Below are 16,093 nucleotides of genomic sequence, written 5' to 3' on the forward strand. Positions count from 1 at the left end.
CCGAGGAGCGCCAGCGACGAGCCTCGAGACCTCTTGTGCCGATGGGTATCCGGTGCACGGTGGTCCGGTTCCAGCTCCGGCTCAGGTGGTCTCGAGGCTCGCCGCACGCGGCTCGCACCTCGACCAGCGGGGAAGGCGACTCGCCACGGAAGGATGCTCCGCCCTTCCCACACCCGTTGGCCCTTCCCGCCCGACGGCGGTCCCATCCCGGTGGTCGAGGTGTCGAGGAGCGCCAGCGACGAGCCTCGAGACCTCTTGTGCCGAAGGTTATCCGGGCCACGGACGGCCACGACACCTCGACCATCGGGTGGGAATTATCTCTATGGAGTTCTCAAACAACAGATGCGGTCCCGACGATGCCGGGTGCAGGGAATCAGGCAGTGGAGCAGTGCAGGTCAGGCTGCGGTGTCGTCGAGTCGCATGGTCCGCCGGTGATACGACGGCACTGGTTGTCGTTTCGGATCGATGCTGGCGGGCGGAACGAGCCACGGATGTCGGTCGAATCCCATGATGATGTCCCAACCGTGGTGGTGCACATCATCATGACAACTACTGCACAGCAGGCAGCCGTTGTCGAGGTCGGTGGGACCACCATCGGCCCAGTGGTGCACATGGTGTGCTTGGCAGCGTCCGGCGTGTGTTCCGCATTTGATGCATCCACGATCCCGGACGAGTAGTGCTTTGCGTTGTCCTGGGGTGAACAGCCGTTCTTTGAGTCCGACGTCGAGGGGTACGCCGTCGGGGTTGAGGATGATCTTGGTGATGGTGGTGTCACACGACAACAGCTTGGCGGTGGCTTCGGTGATCGGACCCATGTTCTGCAACTCGCCGCCGAGCGCGGGGTTGTCCGCTGACCAGGTCCACAACAACCCGTTGGTCGGTTTGGCCGAGAAGGTGGTGTCGGCCAATCCTTGTGCCGCGAGTTCAACGATCGTCTCGAACGCGGCAGCACAGATCTGCTCGGGGGTCCGCGGATCCGGCGACCCATCGGGCTGGGGCTTGGGCGCCGACAGCGTTTCCATCAGGGTGCGGGTTTTCTCGCCGGCGACGATGTCGAGGTTCGCCGAGATCTCCAACCGTCCGTCGTCGGTGATGCGGTCGGTGTAGGAGTTGATCTTCTTGTCCTCCGCAGCTGGCAACCCGCCAGGCGTCTCCGCGGCGAGCTCGTTACCCAACTGCCGTGCGTAGAGGTTGATCTCGGCGGGGGTGAAGCCGGCGAAATAGTGCGACAGCAGTTTCCGCAGGTATTCGCAGCGTTGGACGGTGTCGAGGGGTTTGGGGGAGCGGGTGTCGATGTGGCCCAGTCCGCGGACGATGGCGTCGGTGTGTTCTGAGGAGATGGACCCGTCCGCTGCGTGCGCGAGCAGCAGATCCACATCGGTGGTGGCCGAGATCCGCACGTACCGACCTACGACCGAGGGTGCGAAACCCATGCTGATCAACAGTTCCCGCAGTCGGGTGGTCTTGTGATCGGCGACGCCCAGCCGGTCCATTTCACCGGTGAGGGTGGTGGCGTGGTGATCAACCAGGTTCCGCAACAACAGGACCTGCTTCATCGCACCGAAAGCCTGGGGTCCGGTCATCTCCGGATTCCATTGCAGGTCGCTGAGTTGGGTGACGATGGCGGCGAAGACTGCTTCGGCATCAACGGTTTCCGCGTCAAGGACTGTAGTGGATTCGACCATGGGCCCCTCCCCGGTGGCTGATCGGTGTGATGCCTCCATGGTACTCGAACATATGAATCAAGGCAAGGGTATTCGACAGATCTGAGGAGGGAAAGGTGCCTGTGGACAACGGGTTTCGGGCTGGGCTGGCGGCAGTTTTCTGTCGGTGGGGTGTGGTAGGGAGTGCGGGTTTCGTTTGTCTTGCTTTCGATGTGGTTGGGAGGCTTGTTGTCTCGCCGGGTCTCGAGGCTCGCCGCACGCGGCTCGCACCTCGACCACCGGGGGGCTTCGACCATCGGGGGCATTGGGGGAGGAGTTACGGGGTCAGCTCGAACCAGCCGGAGAGGGTCGCGGTGTCCGCGTCCGACGGCATCGTCGGTGCCGACGAATCATCAAACGGACGTTCATCGTTGGGGGAAAGCGGATTTGCGGTCGGCACAGTGGCTTCGGGGCAGGTGAAGTGTCCGGCGGCAAGGGGGGATGACATGGCGGTCACGGTCAGCCGGCAGGTGGCTGAGGAGCGGTACACCCCGTCCACGGAGACTCCGACGAGAGCGGTGATCGGGCCGGTCAGCGGACCGGGAGTCGGTGTGCCGGCGACCGGGGGTGGTCCGCCGCCGGTGAGATCGCCTGCAAGGAACTCCAACTGGGCGCCGTCGGTGCCCGGCCCGGAGAAGGTGAAGAGCAACGAGTCCGGCGGGACCTCGGGGCTTGTGTTGCCCGACTTCGCAAACGAGTAGCAGCATCCGGTGCCCCCGGATGGGGTGACCGCAACAAGCATGCGGCCCCGGGTGAATCGAAGATCGTAGGCGACGCGATCGATCGCACCCGTCGGCGGCGTCCGTGCGCACTCGCGTGGATCGAGCCGGAGCGACTCACGCTGCACCGACGACGCCGACATCCTGCTGGGAGGCTTCGAGGTGTCACACCCGCAAGTCGTTGCGATGACGGCCAGCACGCAGAGTGCACCCCACCGACGAGAGGCGGTCACCGTGATCTGTCAATCAGCGGCTGCGACAAGCGGTTCCAGGAGCAGATCGGGGTGTTCCTTCTCGATGTACTGTAGGCGCCACTTGTCGCTGAACAGTGCGAGGAGCACCCCGTCGCTGCTCCGGGTGAACACCTCGACGCCGCGCTGACGGTTGAGCTCGTCGGCGCTGTCGGCGTCGGTGCGTCGCGCCAGGGTGTAGCCGAGCGGTTCGATGATGGTGTCGACGTTGTACTCGGCCTTCATGCGGGCGGTGACGACCTCGAACTGCATCGGACCGACAGCGGCGAGAACCGGTGAGGCGTCGCCGCGCAACTCGTTGCGCAACACCTGAACGACGCCTTCACTGTCGAGCTGGTCCATGCCCTTGCGGAACTGCTTGTACTTGTCGGCGGTGGTGGCACGCAACGACGAGAAGTGCTCGGGCGCAAACGAAGGGATGGGCGGGAACTGAATGCGCGGGTCGTCGTACAGTGTGTCGCCGGGCGCCAGGGCGGTCGCGTTGACCAGTCCCACGACGTCGCCGGGAAAGGCGGTGTCGACGGTCGAGCGATCACGGCCGAAGACCGCCTGGGCGTACTTGGTGGCGAACGGTTTTCCGGTTTGCGCGTGTGTCACGACCATGCCGCGTTCGAATTGGCCGGACACGATCCGCATGAACGCCAATCGATCCCGGTGGCTTGAATCCATGCCGGCCTGCACCTTGAACACCACGGCGCTGAACGGATCGGTGGGCTCGCGGACCTCGCCGTCGATCCCGGCGCGCGCGACCGGCGACGGTGCGAGCTCGACGAGGGTCTCGAGTAGTTGGCGCACACCGAAATTCAGCATCGCCGAGGCGAAGATCATCGGCGAGGTCTGCCCACCGAGGAAGAGTTCCTGATCGTGATCCTGCCCCATCTCGGTGAGCAACTCACTCTCCTCGACGGCCTCGGTCCACGCCTGTTCCTCGCGCGCGCTCGCGGCGTCGGCATCCATCAGCTCCTCGGGAGCGATGGTGGCGCCACCGGCGGTGCGGGTGAAGTGGATGTAGCGGCCCGTTCGGCGATCGAGCAATCCGCGGAAGTCGCCTGCGATACCGACGGGAAAGAACAGGGGCGTCGGCAGCAGGCCGATGCGTTCACTGATCTCGTCGATCAGTTCCAGCGGCGTGCGCCCCGGCCGGTCCCACTTGTTGATGACGGTGATCACCGGGATGCCGCGATGACGACACACCTGGAAGAGCTTGAGGGTCTGCGGCTCGAGCCCCTTGGCGGCGTCGATGAGCATGACCGCCGCGTCGACCGCGGTCAGCACCCGATAGGTGTCCTCGGAGAAGTCGGCGTGACCGGGGGTGTCGACGAGGTTGATGACGGCGGGTTCGTCGTCGGGTCCGGCGGTGGCGGGCAGATAGTTGAACTGCAATGCGGTCGAGCTGACCGAGATGCCGCGCGCCTTCTCCATCTCCATCCAGTCCGAGACCGTGGACTTGCGGCCGGCCTTGCCGTGGATGGCGCCGGCCTCGCTGATCATGCGGGCGTGCAGCGCCAGCGCCTCGGTCATGGTCGACTTACCGGCGTCCGGGTGGGAGATGATGGCGAAGGTACGACGCCGGCGGACCTCGTCGGCAACGGAAGAACTCACCTGTTGAGGCTATCGGGCCAGGCCGCGGCGTCCCAAACCCACGAACCCGGACCGCTCGGTCGCCTGACCCCCTCGGCCGTCCCGACTACTCGAACGGCACCGGCGGCATCTTGACGACCTGGGCCGCGTAGCTCAGGCCTGCGCCGAATCCGAGCAGCAGCGCGGTGTCGCCGGGCTTGGCCTTGCCGGTGGAGAGCAGATCCTCCATGGCGAGCGGGATCGAGGCCGCCGAGGTGTTGCCGGTGTACTCGATGTCGTTGGCGACGACGGTGCGCTCGGGCAGGTGCAAGCTCTTGGCGAGCAGTTCGTTGATCCGCGAGTTCGCCTGATGCGGTACGAAGACGTCGAGGTCCTCGGTGCCGATCTTGGCGGCCTCGAGGGCGCGCTGGGCGGCCTTGCCCATCTCGAACGCGGCCCACCGGAAGACAGCGGTGCCCTGAAGTCGCACGTAGGGGCGCTGAACGCGGTCGCCGTCGAGGAAGGTGACCCAATCGATGTCCTGCCGGATCGCGTCGTACTGCGAACCGTCGCTACCCCAGATGACCGGGCCGAGCTGCTGGTCCTCGGTCGGCCCGACGACCACGGCGCCGGCACCGTCGCCAAAGATGAAGCAGTTGCCGCGGTCGGTCATGTCCAGCGTCACCGACAGCTGCTCGGCACCGATGACCAGCACGTGGGTGGCACTGCCGCCGCGCACCATGTCCGATGCCAGCGCCATCGCGTAGCCGAAACCGGCGCAGCCGACGGTCACGTCGAAGGCCGGGACACCGTTGCAGCCGAGCTCGGTGGCGACCTTGGTCGCGCCGGCCGGCGTCAGCAGCAGGTGGGTGTTGGTCGCGAGAATCACCGCGTCGATGTCCGACCCCGAGAGCAGCGCGTTGGCGATCGCCGTGCGGCCGGCCGCGACCGACATCTGGGTGACGTCCTCGTCGCGCCGCGCGAATCGGCGGGTCTTGATGCCGGTGCGGGTGTAGATCCACTCGTCGGAGGAATCGATGTGCTCGCAGATCTCGTCGTTGGTCACGACGCGCTCGGGGCGGTACGCGCCGATTCCGAGCATCCCGATGTTGTTCACACCGGTCTTGTCGGCGATCACGGTCATAAGTGGTTTCCTTCCGCTATGCGACTCGCCATAGACCGTCTCACATGTCGCCGCTACTGGGAAGTACACGTGTCCGGCCAGGTCGTCGGTTGCTCTTCTGGGACGTTGCGGATTCACGGACGGTGACTGTCCGCGATTCGGTGAATTCTCGTCGGTACGCGGGTCTGTACATGTGCAGGCGTCGGAAATCGGACAGATCCACCGACAGGACAGATGACGGCCTTGAGAATGGTGAACAGAGTCGAGGAGAGGGAACCCATGATCCATGCACGAGGTCTCGTGCAGACCTTCCACACCGGACGCGGTAAACAGAAACGAGAGGTTTGCGCGGTCGACGGGGTCGACCTCGACATCGCCGAGGGTGAGGTCGTCGGCTTCCTCGGACCCAACGGTGCCGGCAAGACGACGACGCTGCGAATGCTGACCACACTGCTACGGCCCACCGCGGGCACCGCGACGGTCAACGGCTACGACGTGGTGCGCGACGCGGTGATGGTGCGGCGCAGCATCGGCTACGTGTCGCAGGCCGGCGGAACGTTCAGCCAGGCGCAGGCCGGGGATGAGGTCGTCGATCACGGCATGCTCTACGGCATGTCGCGCGCCGACGCCACACGGCGCGGCAAGGCACTCTTCGAGCAGTTGCAACTCGACGGACTCTGGGAACGCATGCCCAAGAACATGTCCGGCGGCCAGAAGCGACGCCTCGACATCGCCATGGGACTCGTTCACGACCCGACCCTGGTGTTCCTCGACGAGCCGACCACCGGCCTCGACCCGCAGGCCCGCGCCAACCTGTGGGAGCACATCCGGCGGTTGCGCACCGAACACGGGGCGACGATCTTCTTGACGACGCACTACCTCGACGAGGCCGACGAACTCTCCGATCGCATCCTCATCATCGACAACGGCCGGATCGTGGCGGCCGACACCGCGGACAACCTCAAGTCGCGGGTGTCCGGTGATCTCGTCGACCTCGAGATCTCCGACGCCGCGCAGGTGTCCACCGCGGCTGCCAAACTGGCGACCATCGCGGGCTCGGTGGAGACCCTCGACCGCCACGTTCGCGGTCGGGTGCAGCACGCCGGCCGTCACATTCCGTCGTTGCTCCGTGAATTGACCTCGGAATCCATCGAATTGGACTCCATCGAGATCATCCGACCAACCCTCGACGACGTCTTCCTCACCATGACCGGCAGATCGCTGCGCGACGCCGAAGCCGCGACCGAGAACGCCGCGGAGACCGAGATCGAGAACGAAGGAGTACTGCGATGACCTTCCTGCGTGAATCCCACATCGTTTTCCGCCGCCAGATCCGGATGAACCTGCGCAATCCCGCATGGGTGGTGATCGGGGTCCTGCAGCCGGTGCTCTACCTCGTGCTGTTCGGACCGCTCCTCAAACCCTTGGTGGCCCAATTCCCCGGTGGCGCAGACAATCCCTACACCTTCCTGGTGCCCGGCCTGCTCGTGCAGCTTGGCATGTTCGGGGCGATGTTCGCCGGATTCAGCCTCATCGGCGAATGGCGAGAAGGCGTCATCGAGGCCGAGCGGGTGACTCCGGCGAGCCGCACCGCGCTGCTCACCGGCCGGTTGATGCGCGACCTCCTGCAACTGTTCGTGCAGGCGCTGATCCTGGTGCTGCTCGGCTGGGCGATGGGGATGCGCGGCTCGGTGATCGGGGTGATCGTCGGCATCGTCATCACGCTGCTCATCGGCGGGGCCTGCGCGGCGGCGTCGAATGCGTTGGCGCTCACCACCAAGAGTGAAGACGTGATGGCGCCGGTGATCAACATGGTGTTGATGCCGGTGCTGCTGCTCTCGGGCATCCTGCTACCGATGACCCTCGGCCCGGCCTGGTTGCAGCGGCTCAGCGACTTCATGCCCTTCCGCTGGATCGTCGACGGCGTCCGCGACACCTTCGGCGGTGACATCGCGACGATGGCGGTGCTGTGGTCGGTACTCGCCGCGGCGATTCTCGCGGCACTCGGGACCTGGTGGGGGACATCAGTGTTCCGGAAGGAGAACGCCTGACGAGAGGAGCGTTCACGTTCCGTTCTGAAGGCTCGCGGGAGATTCCCCGGTCACGGGCCGATCGACGAGACGCCGTCGGAACCGCCTGTGCCGAAGATGTTGGATCCCGCGCTGCGCATCGACTGTCCGTCGCTCTGCAACTGCCAGGCCTGTGCCCCGGTGGCGAGGTCGTAGGCAGTCAGGGTGGATCCCCGACTCGTGATCAGACGTGTCCCGTCGGTGCTCAGGACGTCGGTCGTCGTCTGCGTCATACCGATCGTGATGGGCACCGAGCGGACTGCACCGGTCAACGGGTCGAACAGTTGCACCGGGCCATCGGGATTCGGGTTGCCGTCGTTGGTGCTCGGTGCGGTCGACCCGCCGCCTTGACGGAGGCGAAGGCCCAACAGATCACCGGCCATCACCGCCGACAGCTGGACCGCGTTGAACTCGGAACCGGTTCGGCGCCAGATGATATGGCCGGTCCTGGGATTGGCGGCCCCGACGATGTGCGAGGTCTTCCCGAGGTCGGCCGCGATGCGCCCCAGGACAGGGGCCGGCGGTGCGGGCGCACCGGTGTCGTCGTTCTGCGCCGCCGGTGCCCAACCCTGCAGCGAACCCGTCTTGGTGCCGTCGAGCGAGTAGAAGTCGGTGCCGGTGCCCTGGGGATTGATCACGGCCACACCGCCCTGATAGACGGTGAACGGGACCGTGGGAAACCGCGGGATCGACGATCGGCTCAGCGAGACGATCTGTTTGCCGTCAGAAGCACGCAGCAGCGAGACCTCATCGGAATTGGGCGGCGGAGAGTCGGCTTGGACAATGATCGGCTGGTCGGCGGCGACGCCCGAACCCCGACCCGACCAGGTCACCGTACCGTCGGTATCGGTGGCGATCATCGCTCCGGGCGAGGTCGACGAGCCGTACGTCATCACGAATCGATCGCCGACGGCGTGCATACTTTGCACGCCGTTGGGCTCGGGCGGCAACGGGGTGTCGGCGATGCGGGCGCCGGTGCGCGCATCGAGCACTGTGAGGGTTTCCGACGGTGCGTCCTTGGTTGCTGTGGCACAGGCGATCCGGGTGTCGGTGGCCGCGCACAGGTCGACGAACCGGCCGGGCGGTAGCGCGTGAACGAATCGTGTGCGTCCGGTGGCGGCGTCGATCACCGTCACCGAGGGTGAGTACTCCCGACTTCCGAGCACCAGAGCGGTCGCGCTCGCGCCCCACCACCCGGGCAACGCGGGGCCCGAGGACCACGTGATGGACGGTTCGGTGGGCATCGATGCCACGTCGTTCGATGGTGGACGCGGGATGGACCCGATCTCCTCTGCGTGCACGGTATCGTCGCCGGGAGCCAGTGCGGCCGTGGCGGAGTCGCTGCCGCCGTCCGATCCGGCGACGATGATCACCGCCACGATTGCGATGACGACGATGAACGCCACGGACCCCAGTGCGACCCACAGCCAGGTGCGGCCCGAGGACCCGGTGGGCGTGGGGCCGCCGGGGGCCGGGGATGCGGGCCACGGGTAGCCCGGTGCCTGATGTGCCGGTGCAGGCATTGGGTAGCCCGGTGCCGGGTATGCCGGTGCCTGGTGTGTCGATGTCTGGTATCCCTGCGCCGGATGGCCTTGCGCCGCGTTACCGGGTCCCGCGTATCCCGGTCCCGGATATGGCTGCGGTGGATACCCGGGCTGCGGATACCCGGGCTGCGGATACCCGGGCTGCGGATATCCGGTCGCCGGTTGGTCGGTCGCCGGTTGGTCGGGCACAGCAGGGTGTTCCGGTGGGTCCACGGGCGTCGTCACGCCGAAGACCCTAGCCCATCGCACATCGCTCGTTGACTCCCGCTGGTCGATTCACTTCTCGCGCGCCGAGTTCGTTGCGCGGGAGGGAAAACGACCAGCGCGAGCATCAACTCGGTGTCGAAGGGAACCGCACCGACGCCGGCTGCGTCCAACCGTGCATGACTGCATATCCACATGACCGCTACGGGCTCATCCGTAGGGATGCCGCTCTGAGGCGTGGCATTTCGGACAGTTGCCGCGCCAACGACGTGAAAGCGGGCCAGTTGATTTCACTCATTCCGGGCGTCAACGTCGAACCCAGTGCGGATTTCGACGGGCATGACGGTGCCCAGAAGTTGCACCGGCTCAAGGCAATTGCAGTCGCCACCTCGGAGATCGCACGTCCGTTGCCGCTGAGTCACGCGTCGGCGGCGGCGATGCTCGGACTCCCGCTGCTCAAACCAGACCTCGCGCGAGTGCATGTCACCACCGGTTTACCCGAAGGTGGTTCGGTGGGAACCGTCCGCCATCTCCATCCGGCACCTCTCGACCGTTCCCGCGCAACGACCTCGCCACGCGGGAACGAAACAGTTCAGCGGTAAGCCTCAGCCCAGCTCGTCGAAACTCGTGATCGCCGGCGCCGGTGGGAGAGTGACGATCGCGCCCGCGTAGGAGAGCCCCGCACCGAAACCGAGCAGCATCGCGGTCTGGCCGCCGCGGGCCTTGCCGGTCGCGAGCATCTCCTCCATGGCCAGCGGGATCGACGCCGCTGAGGTGTTGCCGGTGTTCTCGATGTCGTTGGCCATGGGGAGGTCGTCGGGGAATCCGAGGTTCTTCTTCATGAGCTCGTTGATGCGGGCGTTCGCCTGATGGGGTATGAACACCTCGATGTCCTCGATGCCCACACCGGAGGTCTCGATGACCGCGGCCAACGCCTTGGGCAGGGTGATCGCCGCCCAGCGGAACACGCGCGGGCCCTGCATCGTCACGACCATCCGGCCGACGGGGTCGCTCTCCGGATCCTTGTGCTGGTACTCCTGCGCGCGGTCCATGTAGGCGGGGATGTCGTAGTTCTGCCCGATGGCCTCGGCGTTCTCGCCGTCGGAGCCCCACACGGTAGGGGAGATGCCGTTCTCCTCGCTCGGCCCGACGACGACGGCGCCGGCACCGTCGCCGAAGATGAAGGCGGTGTTGCGGTCGGTGGGTTCCATGACCACCGACATCGTCTCCACCCCGACCACCAGCACGTACCGCGCCGACCCGGCCCGCACGGTATCGGCCGCGACACCGAGGGCGTATCCGAACCCGCCGCAGCCGGCGGCGATGTCGTAGGCGGGGATGCCGTTGAGGCCGATGTCGAAGGCGACGATCGGGCCGCCGTGCGGGATCTTGGTCTTCCAACTGTTGGTCGCCAGGATCAGCGCACCGATCTCCTCCTTGGCCACACCGGAGTTGCTGATGGCGCGTTCGGCGGCGGCCGCGGCCATCGAGCGGGCGCTCTCGTCGCCACTGATCCAGCGGCGGTTACGAATACCGCTGCGTTCGTAGATCCATTCGTCGGTGCTGTCGAGGACCTCGCACACCTCGTCATTGCTGACCAGCCGCCTCGGCCGGTACGCACCGATGCCCAGCATCGCGACGTTACGGTGTCCGGTGTTCGCTGCGAGTTTCGCCACGTGTCGTTCCCTTCGGGTTGCGCCGGGAGAGATTCTATGTGCTTGCGCTTTCACGCCTTGGCGCCGACGCGGCGATCACCAGGCGTGCACGGTGTTCTGCGCTGCTTCCAGACCGGCAGTGAGCAACAGTTCGACGGCGTCGGCGCCGTGTTCGATCAGCAGATCGACCTCGGCACGTGCGGCCGAGGGGAACGGTTTCAGCACGAAGTCGGCCGGGTCCTGCCGACCCGGTGGCCGCCCGATGCCCAGCCGGACCCGCAGGTAGTCGCGGGTGCCGACGGACTGGCTCACCGAGCGCAGCCCGTTGTGACCGCCTTCGCCGCCGCCGCGTTTGAGCCGCACCAGACCGAAGTCGATGTCGAGTTCGTCGTGCAGCACGATCAGGTCGTCCGGTGTGACCGAATAGAACTTGGCCAGCGGCCCGATCTGACGACCGACGGTATTCATGTAGGTCCGCGCCTTGGCCACCAACACCGAACCGCCGGCGAGCGGTATCGATGCGACCTCGGCGCCGGAGCGCTTGTGCACCGAATACCGCCCACCGGCGGAGGTGACCAGATGATCGGCGACCATGGCGCCGATGTTATGGCGTGTCTTCTCGTACTTCGGACCCGGATTACCCAGTCCGACGATGAGTTTCACGTGTCAGGGTCACTCGGACTCGTCGTCGGATTCCTCGCTGGGCACCTCGGCGCCGGCGTCGACGGCCTCGGCCTCGAGGTCGGCGGCGCTCGGGGCCTCGTTCACGGCGACGATGAGGGTCTCCGGATCGGTGACCAGCGTGACGCCCTCGGGCAGCGTGAGATCCGAGGCGTGGATCGCGATGCCGGCTTCCTTGCCCTCGACGTCGACGACGATCTGCTCGGGGATCGAGAGCACGTCGGCCTCGATCTCGATGGTGTTGGCGTCCTGGGTGACCAGGGTGCCGGGAGCGGCGTCACCCTCGACGACGATGTTGACCTCGACGCTGACCTTCTCGCCGCGCTTGATGACGAGCAGGTCGGCGTGCTCGATGTAGTTGCGGATCGGGTGGACGTCGACTTGCTTGGTCAGGGCGAGCTGCTTGGTGCCCTCGATGTCGAGATCGATGACGGCGTTGATGCCGTTGTTGCGCAGGATCGCGGCGAAATCGCGGGCCGGGAGGTTCAGGTGCTGCGGGTCGGAGCCGTGGCCGTAGAGCACGGCGGGGACCTGGCCCTCGCGGCGGGCACGACGTGCGGCGCCCTTGCCCTTGGCGGTGCGGGTGGTGACGGTCAGAGCGTTGGCTTGAGTGGCCATGAGACGTTCTCCTCGGGTGGCGGGACCGGTCGGCCGGTCGTCGGTGGTGCTTCCCGGCGCGACGGCGCCCAACACCACGGCCCCGTCGGTGCGTACGAGGGCACCGGAGAAGACGTGCGATGGTCGCGCCGATCACGGTGATCACTCACCCTCGCCGAGACAACCCGAACAGACTAGCCGATGAGCTGCGCCGATGTCATATCGCGCCGCGCTGATCCGCCTCGGCGCTATCGTCTGTGTCGTTCACCGGTGCCGGGCATACTGGCGGCCATGACCTCACGCACTCCCATCGACATCGTCACCGGCTTCCTCGACGGGCTCGCGCGTGGTGACAGCGCCGCCGCCTGCCTCGATCTCGCCGACGCCGTCGTCTACACGAACGTGTCCCTGGCGACCATTCGCGGGCGCAGGCCGGTCACCAAGATCTTCGGTTCGATGGATTCCTCGCCGGTCTCCTTCGACTACCGGATGGTCAACGTGTCCTCCGACGACACCGTCGTGCTGACCGAACGTGTCGACCAGATCAGTGTCGGCCGATTGCACGTGCAGTTCTGGGTGTGCGGGCGGTTCGAGGTGGTCGACGGTCAGATCACGCTGTGGCGGGATTACTTCGACTACTTCGACATCACCAAGGCGTTTCTGCGCGGAGTGGTCGGGGTGCTCGTCCCGGCGGCTGTGCGTCCGCTGAACGGTCGATCGAAGGTCGGACGCGCCCTCGCCGAGTGATGGTGTGAGCGCCTAGCATTGCTGCCCATGAGCTACCAGCAACCACCCGCCTACGGTTTCGGACAACCGGCGGGCGGCATGTTCTACGTCAACGTCCTCGGCCAGGAGCACGGGCCGCTCGGTATCACCGATCTGCAGCACATGGCGCTCTCGGGTCAGCTCAAGAGCAGCACCTACATCCGCGCCGCCGAGGCGCCCAACCCGTTCCCGGCCGGACAGATCCCCGGGTTGTTCTCCGACAAGAGCAAGCTCACCGCGGGGTTGTTGCAGATCTTCCTGGGTAGCTTCGGCGTGGGTCGCTTCTACACCGGCCACGTCGGCATCGCGATCGCGCAGATCGCGGTGACTTGGCTGACCTGCGGTATCGGTGCGATCTGGCCGCTGATCGACGGCATCATGATGCTCGTCGGCAAGGTGACCGACTCCGACGGCCGACCGCTGGCCGACTGACCGCCTCACCAGGACATCGGCTCACCAGGACACTGACATGACCACGCACACCGACACCCGCACCCCGAGACTCGCGGCGAGTGAGATCGCCGCCGTCGTGGGGGTCGCCGGTGTCGGTGTGGCGTGCGCGTTGAGTCCTGCAGGGATCGAGCACGGGCCGATCCTGTGCCCGTTCCGTCTGGTCACCGGACTGCCCTGCCCGGGATGCGGATTAACGCGGTCCTGGGTCTACGGCATGCACGGCGACTGGGCGCAATCCTTTGCCGCGCACCCGTTCGGGCTGCCGATCATCGCCGCGATCGTCGCGCTCGCGATCACCGTGGTGATCGCTCGGGTGACCCGCCGCCGACCACCCCGGCTGGAGCGGCTGCTGTGGAATCCGGTGGCCAAGGTGGTCGTGGCGGCGTGGCTGATCTTTGCGGTGGTGCGGATCCTCCTGGTCATCTGAAGCGTGGCTGGGCCGGCGGCGCGTGGGCTCAGTCCAGTACCAGCTCGGGGGAGTACATGTCGATCCAGTGATACAGGTCGAGCACCCGATCCATCTGGTTGCGCAGCCCGGTGTCGCAGGTTGCCGCATCGGCGGCGATCATCGATGACACCGCGGCGCGGTCGACCAGCGCGAACACCTCATGATCGCGCTCGCCGATCATGTCGGTGAGCTGATCCTGCAGCGTTTGGGTGTACTTGGTGTCCTGCGTGGACGGATAGGGACTCTTGGTGCGGTCGATCACCGACTGCGGCAACACATGTGACGTCGCGTGGCGCAGTAGGCTCTTCTCCCGCCCGTCGAAGGTCTTCATCGACCACGGGGTGTTGTAGACGTACTCGACGAGCCGGTGGTCGCAGAATGGGACGCGGACCTCGAGCCCCACGGCCATCGACGCGCGATCCTTGCGGTCCAACAGCATTCGGACGAATCGCGTCAGGTGGAGATGACTGAACCGGCGCATCCGCCGTTCGTCGTCGGATTCACCGTCGACGACGGGGATGGTGGCGAGCGCACTGGCATACTGGTCGGCGATGTAGTTCTCGACGTCGAGACGCCGCTGAAGATCGCCGGAGAGCATTGCGTGGCGATCGCGCGTCATCGCCGAGGAGAAGGCCAGCCACGGGAAAGTGTCTGCGGCGCGGGCGTTCTCGTCGAAGAACCAGCGGTACCCGCCGAACACCTCATCGGCCGACTCGCCCGACAGGGCGACCGTCGACTCCGAGCGGATCGCGCGGAACAGCAGGTAGAGCGAGTTGTCCATGTCGCCGAGCCCGGCGGGGATGTCGCGGGCGCCGATCACTGCACGCCGGACCTCCGGGTCGGTGAGGTCGGCCGGGTTCAGCACGACGTCGCGGTGCATCGATCCGACGTGCGCGGCGACGTCACGCACGAACGGCGAGTCCGGGGTGTCGCGCATCTCGTCGGGGGTGAAGTTCTCTTCCTGTTCGGCGAAGTCCACCGAATAGCTGTGCACGCGTTGGCCTTCGGAGCCCAGGCGGGCGGCCGCCAGACCGGTCAGGGCGCTGGAGTCCAGGCCGCCGGAGAGCAGTACGCAGCGCGGCACGTCGGCGACGAGCTGTCGATCGACGATATCGGTGAGCAACTCGCGAACCGTCGCGACCGACGTCTCGAGGTCGTCGTCGTGGCCGTGCGCCGGCAACGACCAGTAGGTGCGGGTGCGCAGGCCGTCGCGGCCGACGGTGACGATGGTGCCCGGCTCCACCTCGGAGATGTTGCGCCACAGCGACCATCCTGGCGCCTTGGTCATCGCGAACAGCTCGCGCAGACCGTCGAGGTCGACGGTGTGGGGGATCAGGGGGTTGGCGAGGATGGCCTTGGGCTCCGAGCCGAAGACGACGCCGTCGGTGGTGCGGGAGAAGTAGAAGGGCTTGATGCCCAGGCGGTCACGCACCATGGTCAGTTCTTCGGTCCGCCCGTCCCAGATGGCGAAGGCATACATGCCGTTGAGGCGATCGGCCACCTCGGCGCCCCACTGCACGTAGCCGCGCAACACCACCTCGGTGTCCGAGTCGGTGACGAATTCGTTTCCGAGGGAACGCAATTCGGTACGCAACTCGCGGAAGTTGTACGTTTCGCCGCTGTAGACGATCGCCACGGTACCGGCCGGGGTCTGCGCCGTCATCGGCTGATGGCCGAGGGGGAGGTCGATGATGGCCAGGCGTCGGTGTCCCAGCCCGACGTGCGGCTCGAGATACGTGCCGACGTCGTCGGGGCCACGGAGTGCCATCGTCGAGGTCATCGCCTCGATGACGTGGCCCTCGCGTCGTAGATCGTGGTCGAAACCCACCCATCCGGCGATACCGCACATAGAACGCACCTCTCGATTTCATTAGAGAAACTAACTATCTTCGTAAACCCGTTGTAACACGAGGTCCCGAAGACGTCGAGAAAGCGTGGTGAGATGTCGGTGTTGCCGGATATGCCTGAGGGCTCAGAGGATCTCGTCGATCGTGTCGAGGGGGCGGGCGAGGCGGGTGCCCTTGTCGGTGACGACGAACGGTCGCTCGACGAGGATCGGGTGTTCGACCATCGCGTCGAGCAGGTCGGACTCCGACGCCGAGGCGAGATCGAGGTCCTTGTAGAGCGATTCACGCTTGCGTGCCGCCTGGTGTGCGGTCAGGCCTGCGTCGGCGAAGAGTGTCTCGAGTTGGGCCCGCGTGTACGGCTCGTCGACGTACTTGACGACGGTCGGCTCGATGCCGGCCTCACGGAGCTTGTCCAGGGCCTTGCGGGACGTCGTGCAGCGAGGGTTGTGGTAGATCGTCGCGTTCACCCGACCC

16 protein-coding genes are annotated in these 16,093 nt (G+C 66.1%); 6 read left to right on the forward strand and 10 right to left on the reverse strand.

The window, feature by feature from the left end; translation table 11 throughout:
* Positions 1-395: 395 nt before the first annotated feature.
* The 4 genes from B1964_RS25125 to B1964_RS25145 form a co-directional block, all read right to left on the reverse strand.
* Positions 396-1,685 carry an HNH endonuclease signature motif containing protein gene (locus tag B1964_RS25125; protein WP_079931737.1) on the reverse strand — a complete coding sequence of 430 codons (1,290 nt, stop codon included), beginning with the start codon at positions 1,683-1,685 and terminating at the stop codon, positions 396-398.
* 295 nt (positions 1,686-1,980) lie between these two features.
* A complete protein-coding gene (locus tag B1964_RS25135) occupies positions 1,981-2,550 on the reverse strand; it encodes a hypothetical protein (protein ID WP_253194182.1) in 570 nt (189 codons plus the stop codon).
* Positions 2,551-2,664: 114 nt separating this feature from the next.
* Positions 2,665-4,275 (reverse strand): peptide chain release factor 3, encoded by a 1,611-nt coding sequence (locus B1964_RS25140; RefSeq protein ID WP_079931740.1) that lies wholly within the window; start codon positions 4,273-4,275, stop codon positions 2,665-2,667.
* 85 nt (positions 4,276-4,360) lie between these two features.
* Positions 4,361-5,377 carry a beta-ketoacyl-ACP synthase III gene (locus tag B1964_RS25145; protein ID WP_014359290.1) on the reverse strand — a complete coding sequence of 339 codons (1,017 nt, stop codon included), beginning with the start codon at positions 5,375-5,377 and terminating at the stop codon, positions 4,361-4,363.
* A 258-nt stretch (positions 5,378-5,635) separates the two neighbouring features.
* Here B1964_RS25145 and B1964_RS25150 point away from each other — a divergent pair, with 258 nt between their 5' ends.
* The gene (locus B1964_RS25150) at positions 5,636-6,649 is read left to right on the forward strand and encodes an ATP-binding cassette domain-containing protein (RefSeq protein ID WP_079931741.1); all 1,014 of its coding nucleotides are present in this window, start codon (positions 5,636-5,638) and stop codon (positions 6,647-6,649) included.
* Positions 6,646-7,407 (forward strand): ABC transporter permease, encoded by a 762-nt coding sequence (locus B1964_RS25155; RefSeq protein ID WP_006370844.1) that lies wholly within the window; start codon positions 6,646-6,648, stop codon positions 7,405-7,407. The genes B1964_RS25150 and B1964_RS25155 overlap by 4 nt, the downstream gene beginning before the upstream one ends.
* A gap of 50 nt (positions 7,408-7,457) precedes the next feature.
* Here the strand turns inward: B1964_RS25155 and B1964_RS25160 are convergent, their stop codons facing one another.
* Positions 7,458-9,194: a PQQ-binding-like beta-propeller repeat protein gene (locus tag B1964_RS25160; protein ID WP_253194183.1), complete on the reverse strand. Its 1,737-nt coding sequence runs from the start codon at positions 9,192-9,194 to the stop codon at positions 7,458-7,460.
* Positions 9,195-9,352: 158 nt separating this feature from the next.
* Between B1964_RS25160 and B1964_RS30790 the strand changes: the two genes are divergently transcribed.
* Positions 9,353-9,775, forward strand: coding sequence for a hypothetical protein (locus B1964_RS30790; protein WP_216354287.1), 423 nt, complete (start codon positions 9,353-9,355; stop codon positions 9,773-9,775).
* A 3-nt stretch (positions 9,776-9,778) separates the two neighbouring features.
* On the opposite strand, the gene B1964_RS25170 is transcribed toward B1964_RS30790, so the two are convergent.
* The 3 genes from B1964_RS25170 to B1964_RS25180 all read right to left on the reverse strand — a co-directional run bounded on the left by B1964_RS25170 (position 9,779) and on the right by B1964_RS25180 (position 12,127).
* A complete protein-coding gene (locus B1964_RS25170) occupies positions 9,779-10,849 on the reverse strand; it encodes a beta-ketoacyl-ACP synthase 3 (protein WP_079931743.1) in 1,071 nt (356 codons plus the stop codon).
* A 75-nt stretch (positions 10,850-10,924) separates the two neighbouring features.
* Positions 10,925-11,491, reverse strand: a complete 567-nt coding sequence (gene pth / locus B1964_RS25175) for an aminoacyl-tRNA hydrolase (RefSeq protein WP_006370848.1) — start codon at positions 11,489-11,491, stop codon at positions 10,925-10,927.
* A gap of 9 nt (positions 11,492-11,500) precedes the next feature.
* Complete coding sequence (locus B1964_RS25180) at positions 11,501-12,127, reverse strand: 50S ribosomal protein L25/general stress protein Ctc (protein WP_014359295.1); 627 nt, start codon at positions 12,125-12,127, stop codon at positions 11,501-11,503.
* A gap of 270 nt (positions 12,128-12,397) precedes the next feature.
* Between B1964_RS25180 and B1964_RS25185 the strand changes: the two genes are divergently transcribed.
* The 3 genes from B1964_RS25185 to B1964_RS25195 all read left to right on the forward strand — a co-directional run bounded on the left by B1964_RS25185 (position 12,398) and on the right by B1964_RS25195 (position 13,751).
* Positions 12,398-12,853, forward strand: a complete 456-nt coding sequence (locus B1964_RS25185; RefSeq protein ID WP_079931744.1) for a limonene-1,2-epoxide hydrolase family protein — start codon at positions 12,398-12,400, stop codon at positions 12,851-12,853.
* Between the two features lie 78 nt (positions 12,854-12,931).
* A complete protein-coding gene (locus B1964_RS25190; protein WP_253194190.1) occupies positions 12,932-13,303 on the forward strand; it encodes a TM2 domain-containing protein in 372 nt (123 codons plus the stop codon).
* A gap of 37 nt (positions 13,304-13,340) precedes the next feature.
* Entirely contained in the window at positions 13,341-13,751 is a 411-nt protein-coding gene (locus B1964_RS25195) for a DUF2752 domain-containing protein (RefSeq protein ID WP_079931746.1), read from the forward strand.
* Between the two features lie 28 nt (positions 13,752-13,779).
* Here B1964_RS25195 and asnB read toward each other — a convergent pair whose 3' ends face one another.
* A complete protein-coding gene (asnB, locus tag B1964_RS25200) occupies positions 13,780-15,621 on the reverse strand; it encodes an asparagine synthase (glutamine-hydrolyzing) (protein ID WP_079931747.1) in 1,842 nt (613 codons plus the stop codon).
* Positions 15,622-15,744: 123 nt separating this feature from the next.
* Positions 15,745-16,086 (reverse strand): arsenate reductase (glutaredoxin), encoded by a 342-nt coding sequence (arsC, locus tag B1964_RS25205; RefSeq protein ID WP_079931779.1) that lies wholly within the window; start codon positions 16,084-16,086, stop codon positions 15,745-15,747.
* Positions 16,087-16,093: the final 7 nt, after the last annotated feature.

This window comes from Gordonia sp. i37, assembly GCF_002043085.1.
GTDB classification, from domain to species: domain Bacteria; phylum Actinomycetota; class Actinomycetes; order Mycobacteriales; family Mycobacteriaceae; genus Gordonia; species Gordonia polyisoprenivorans.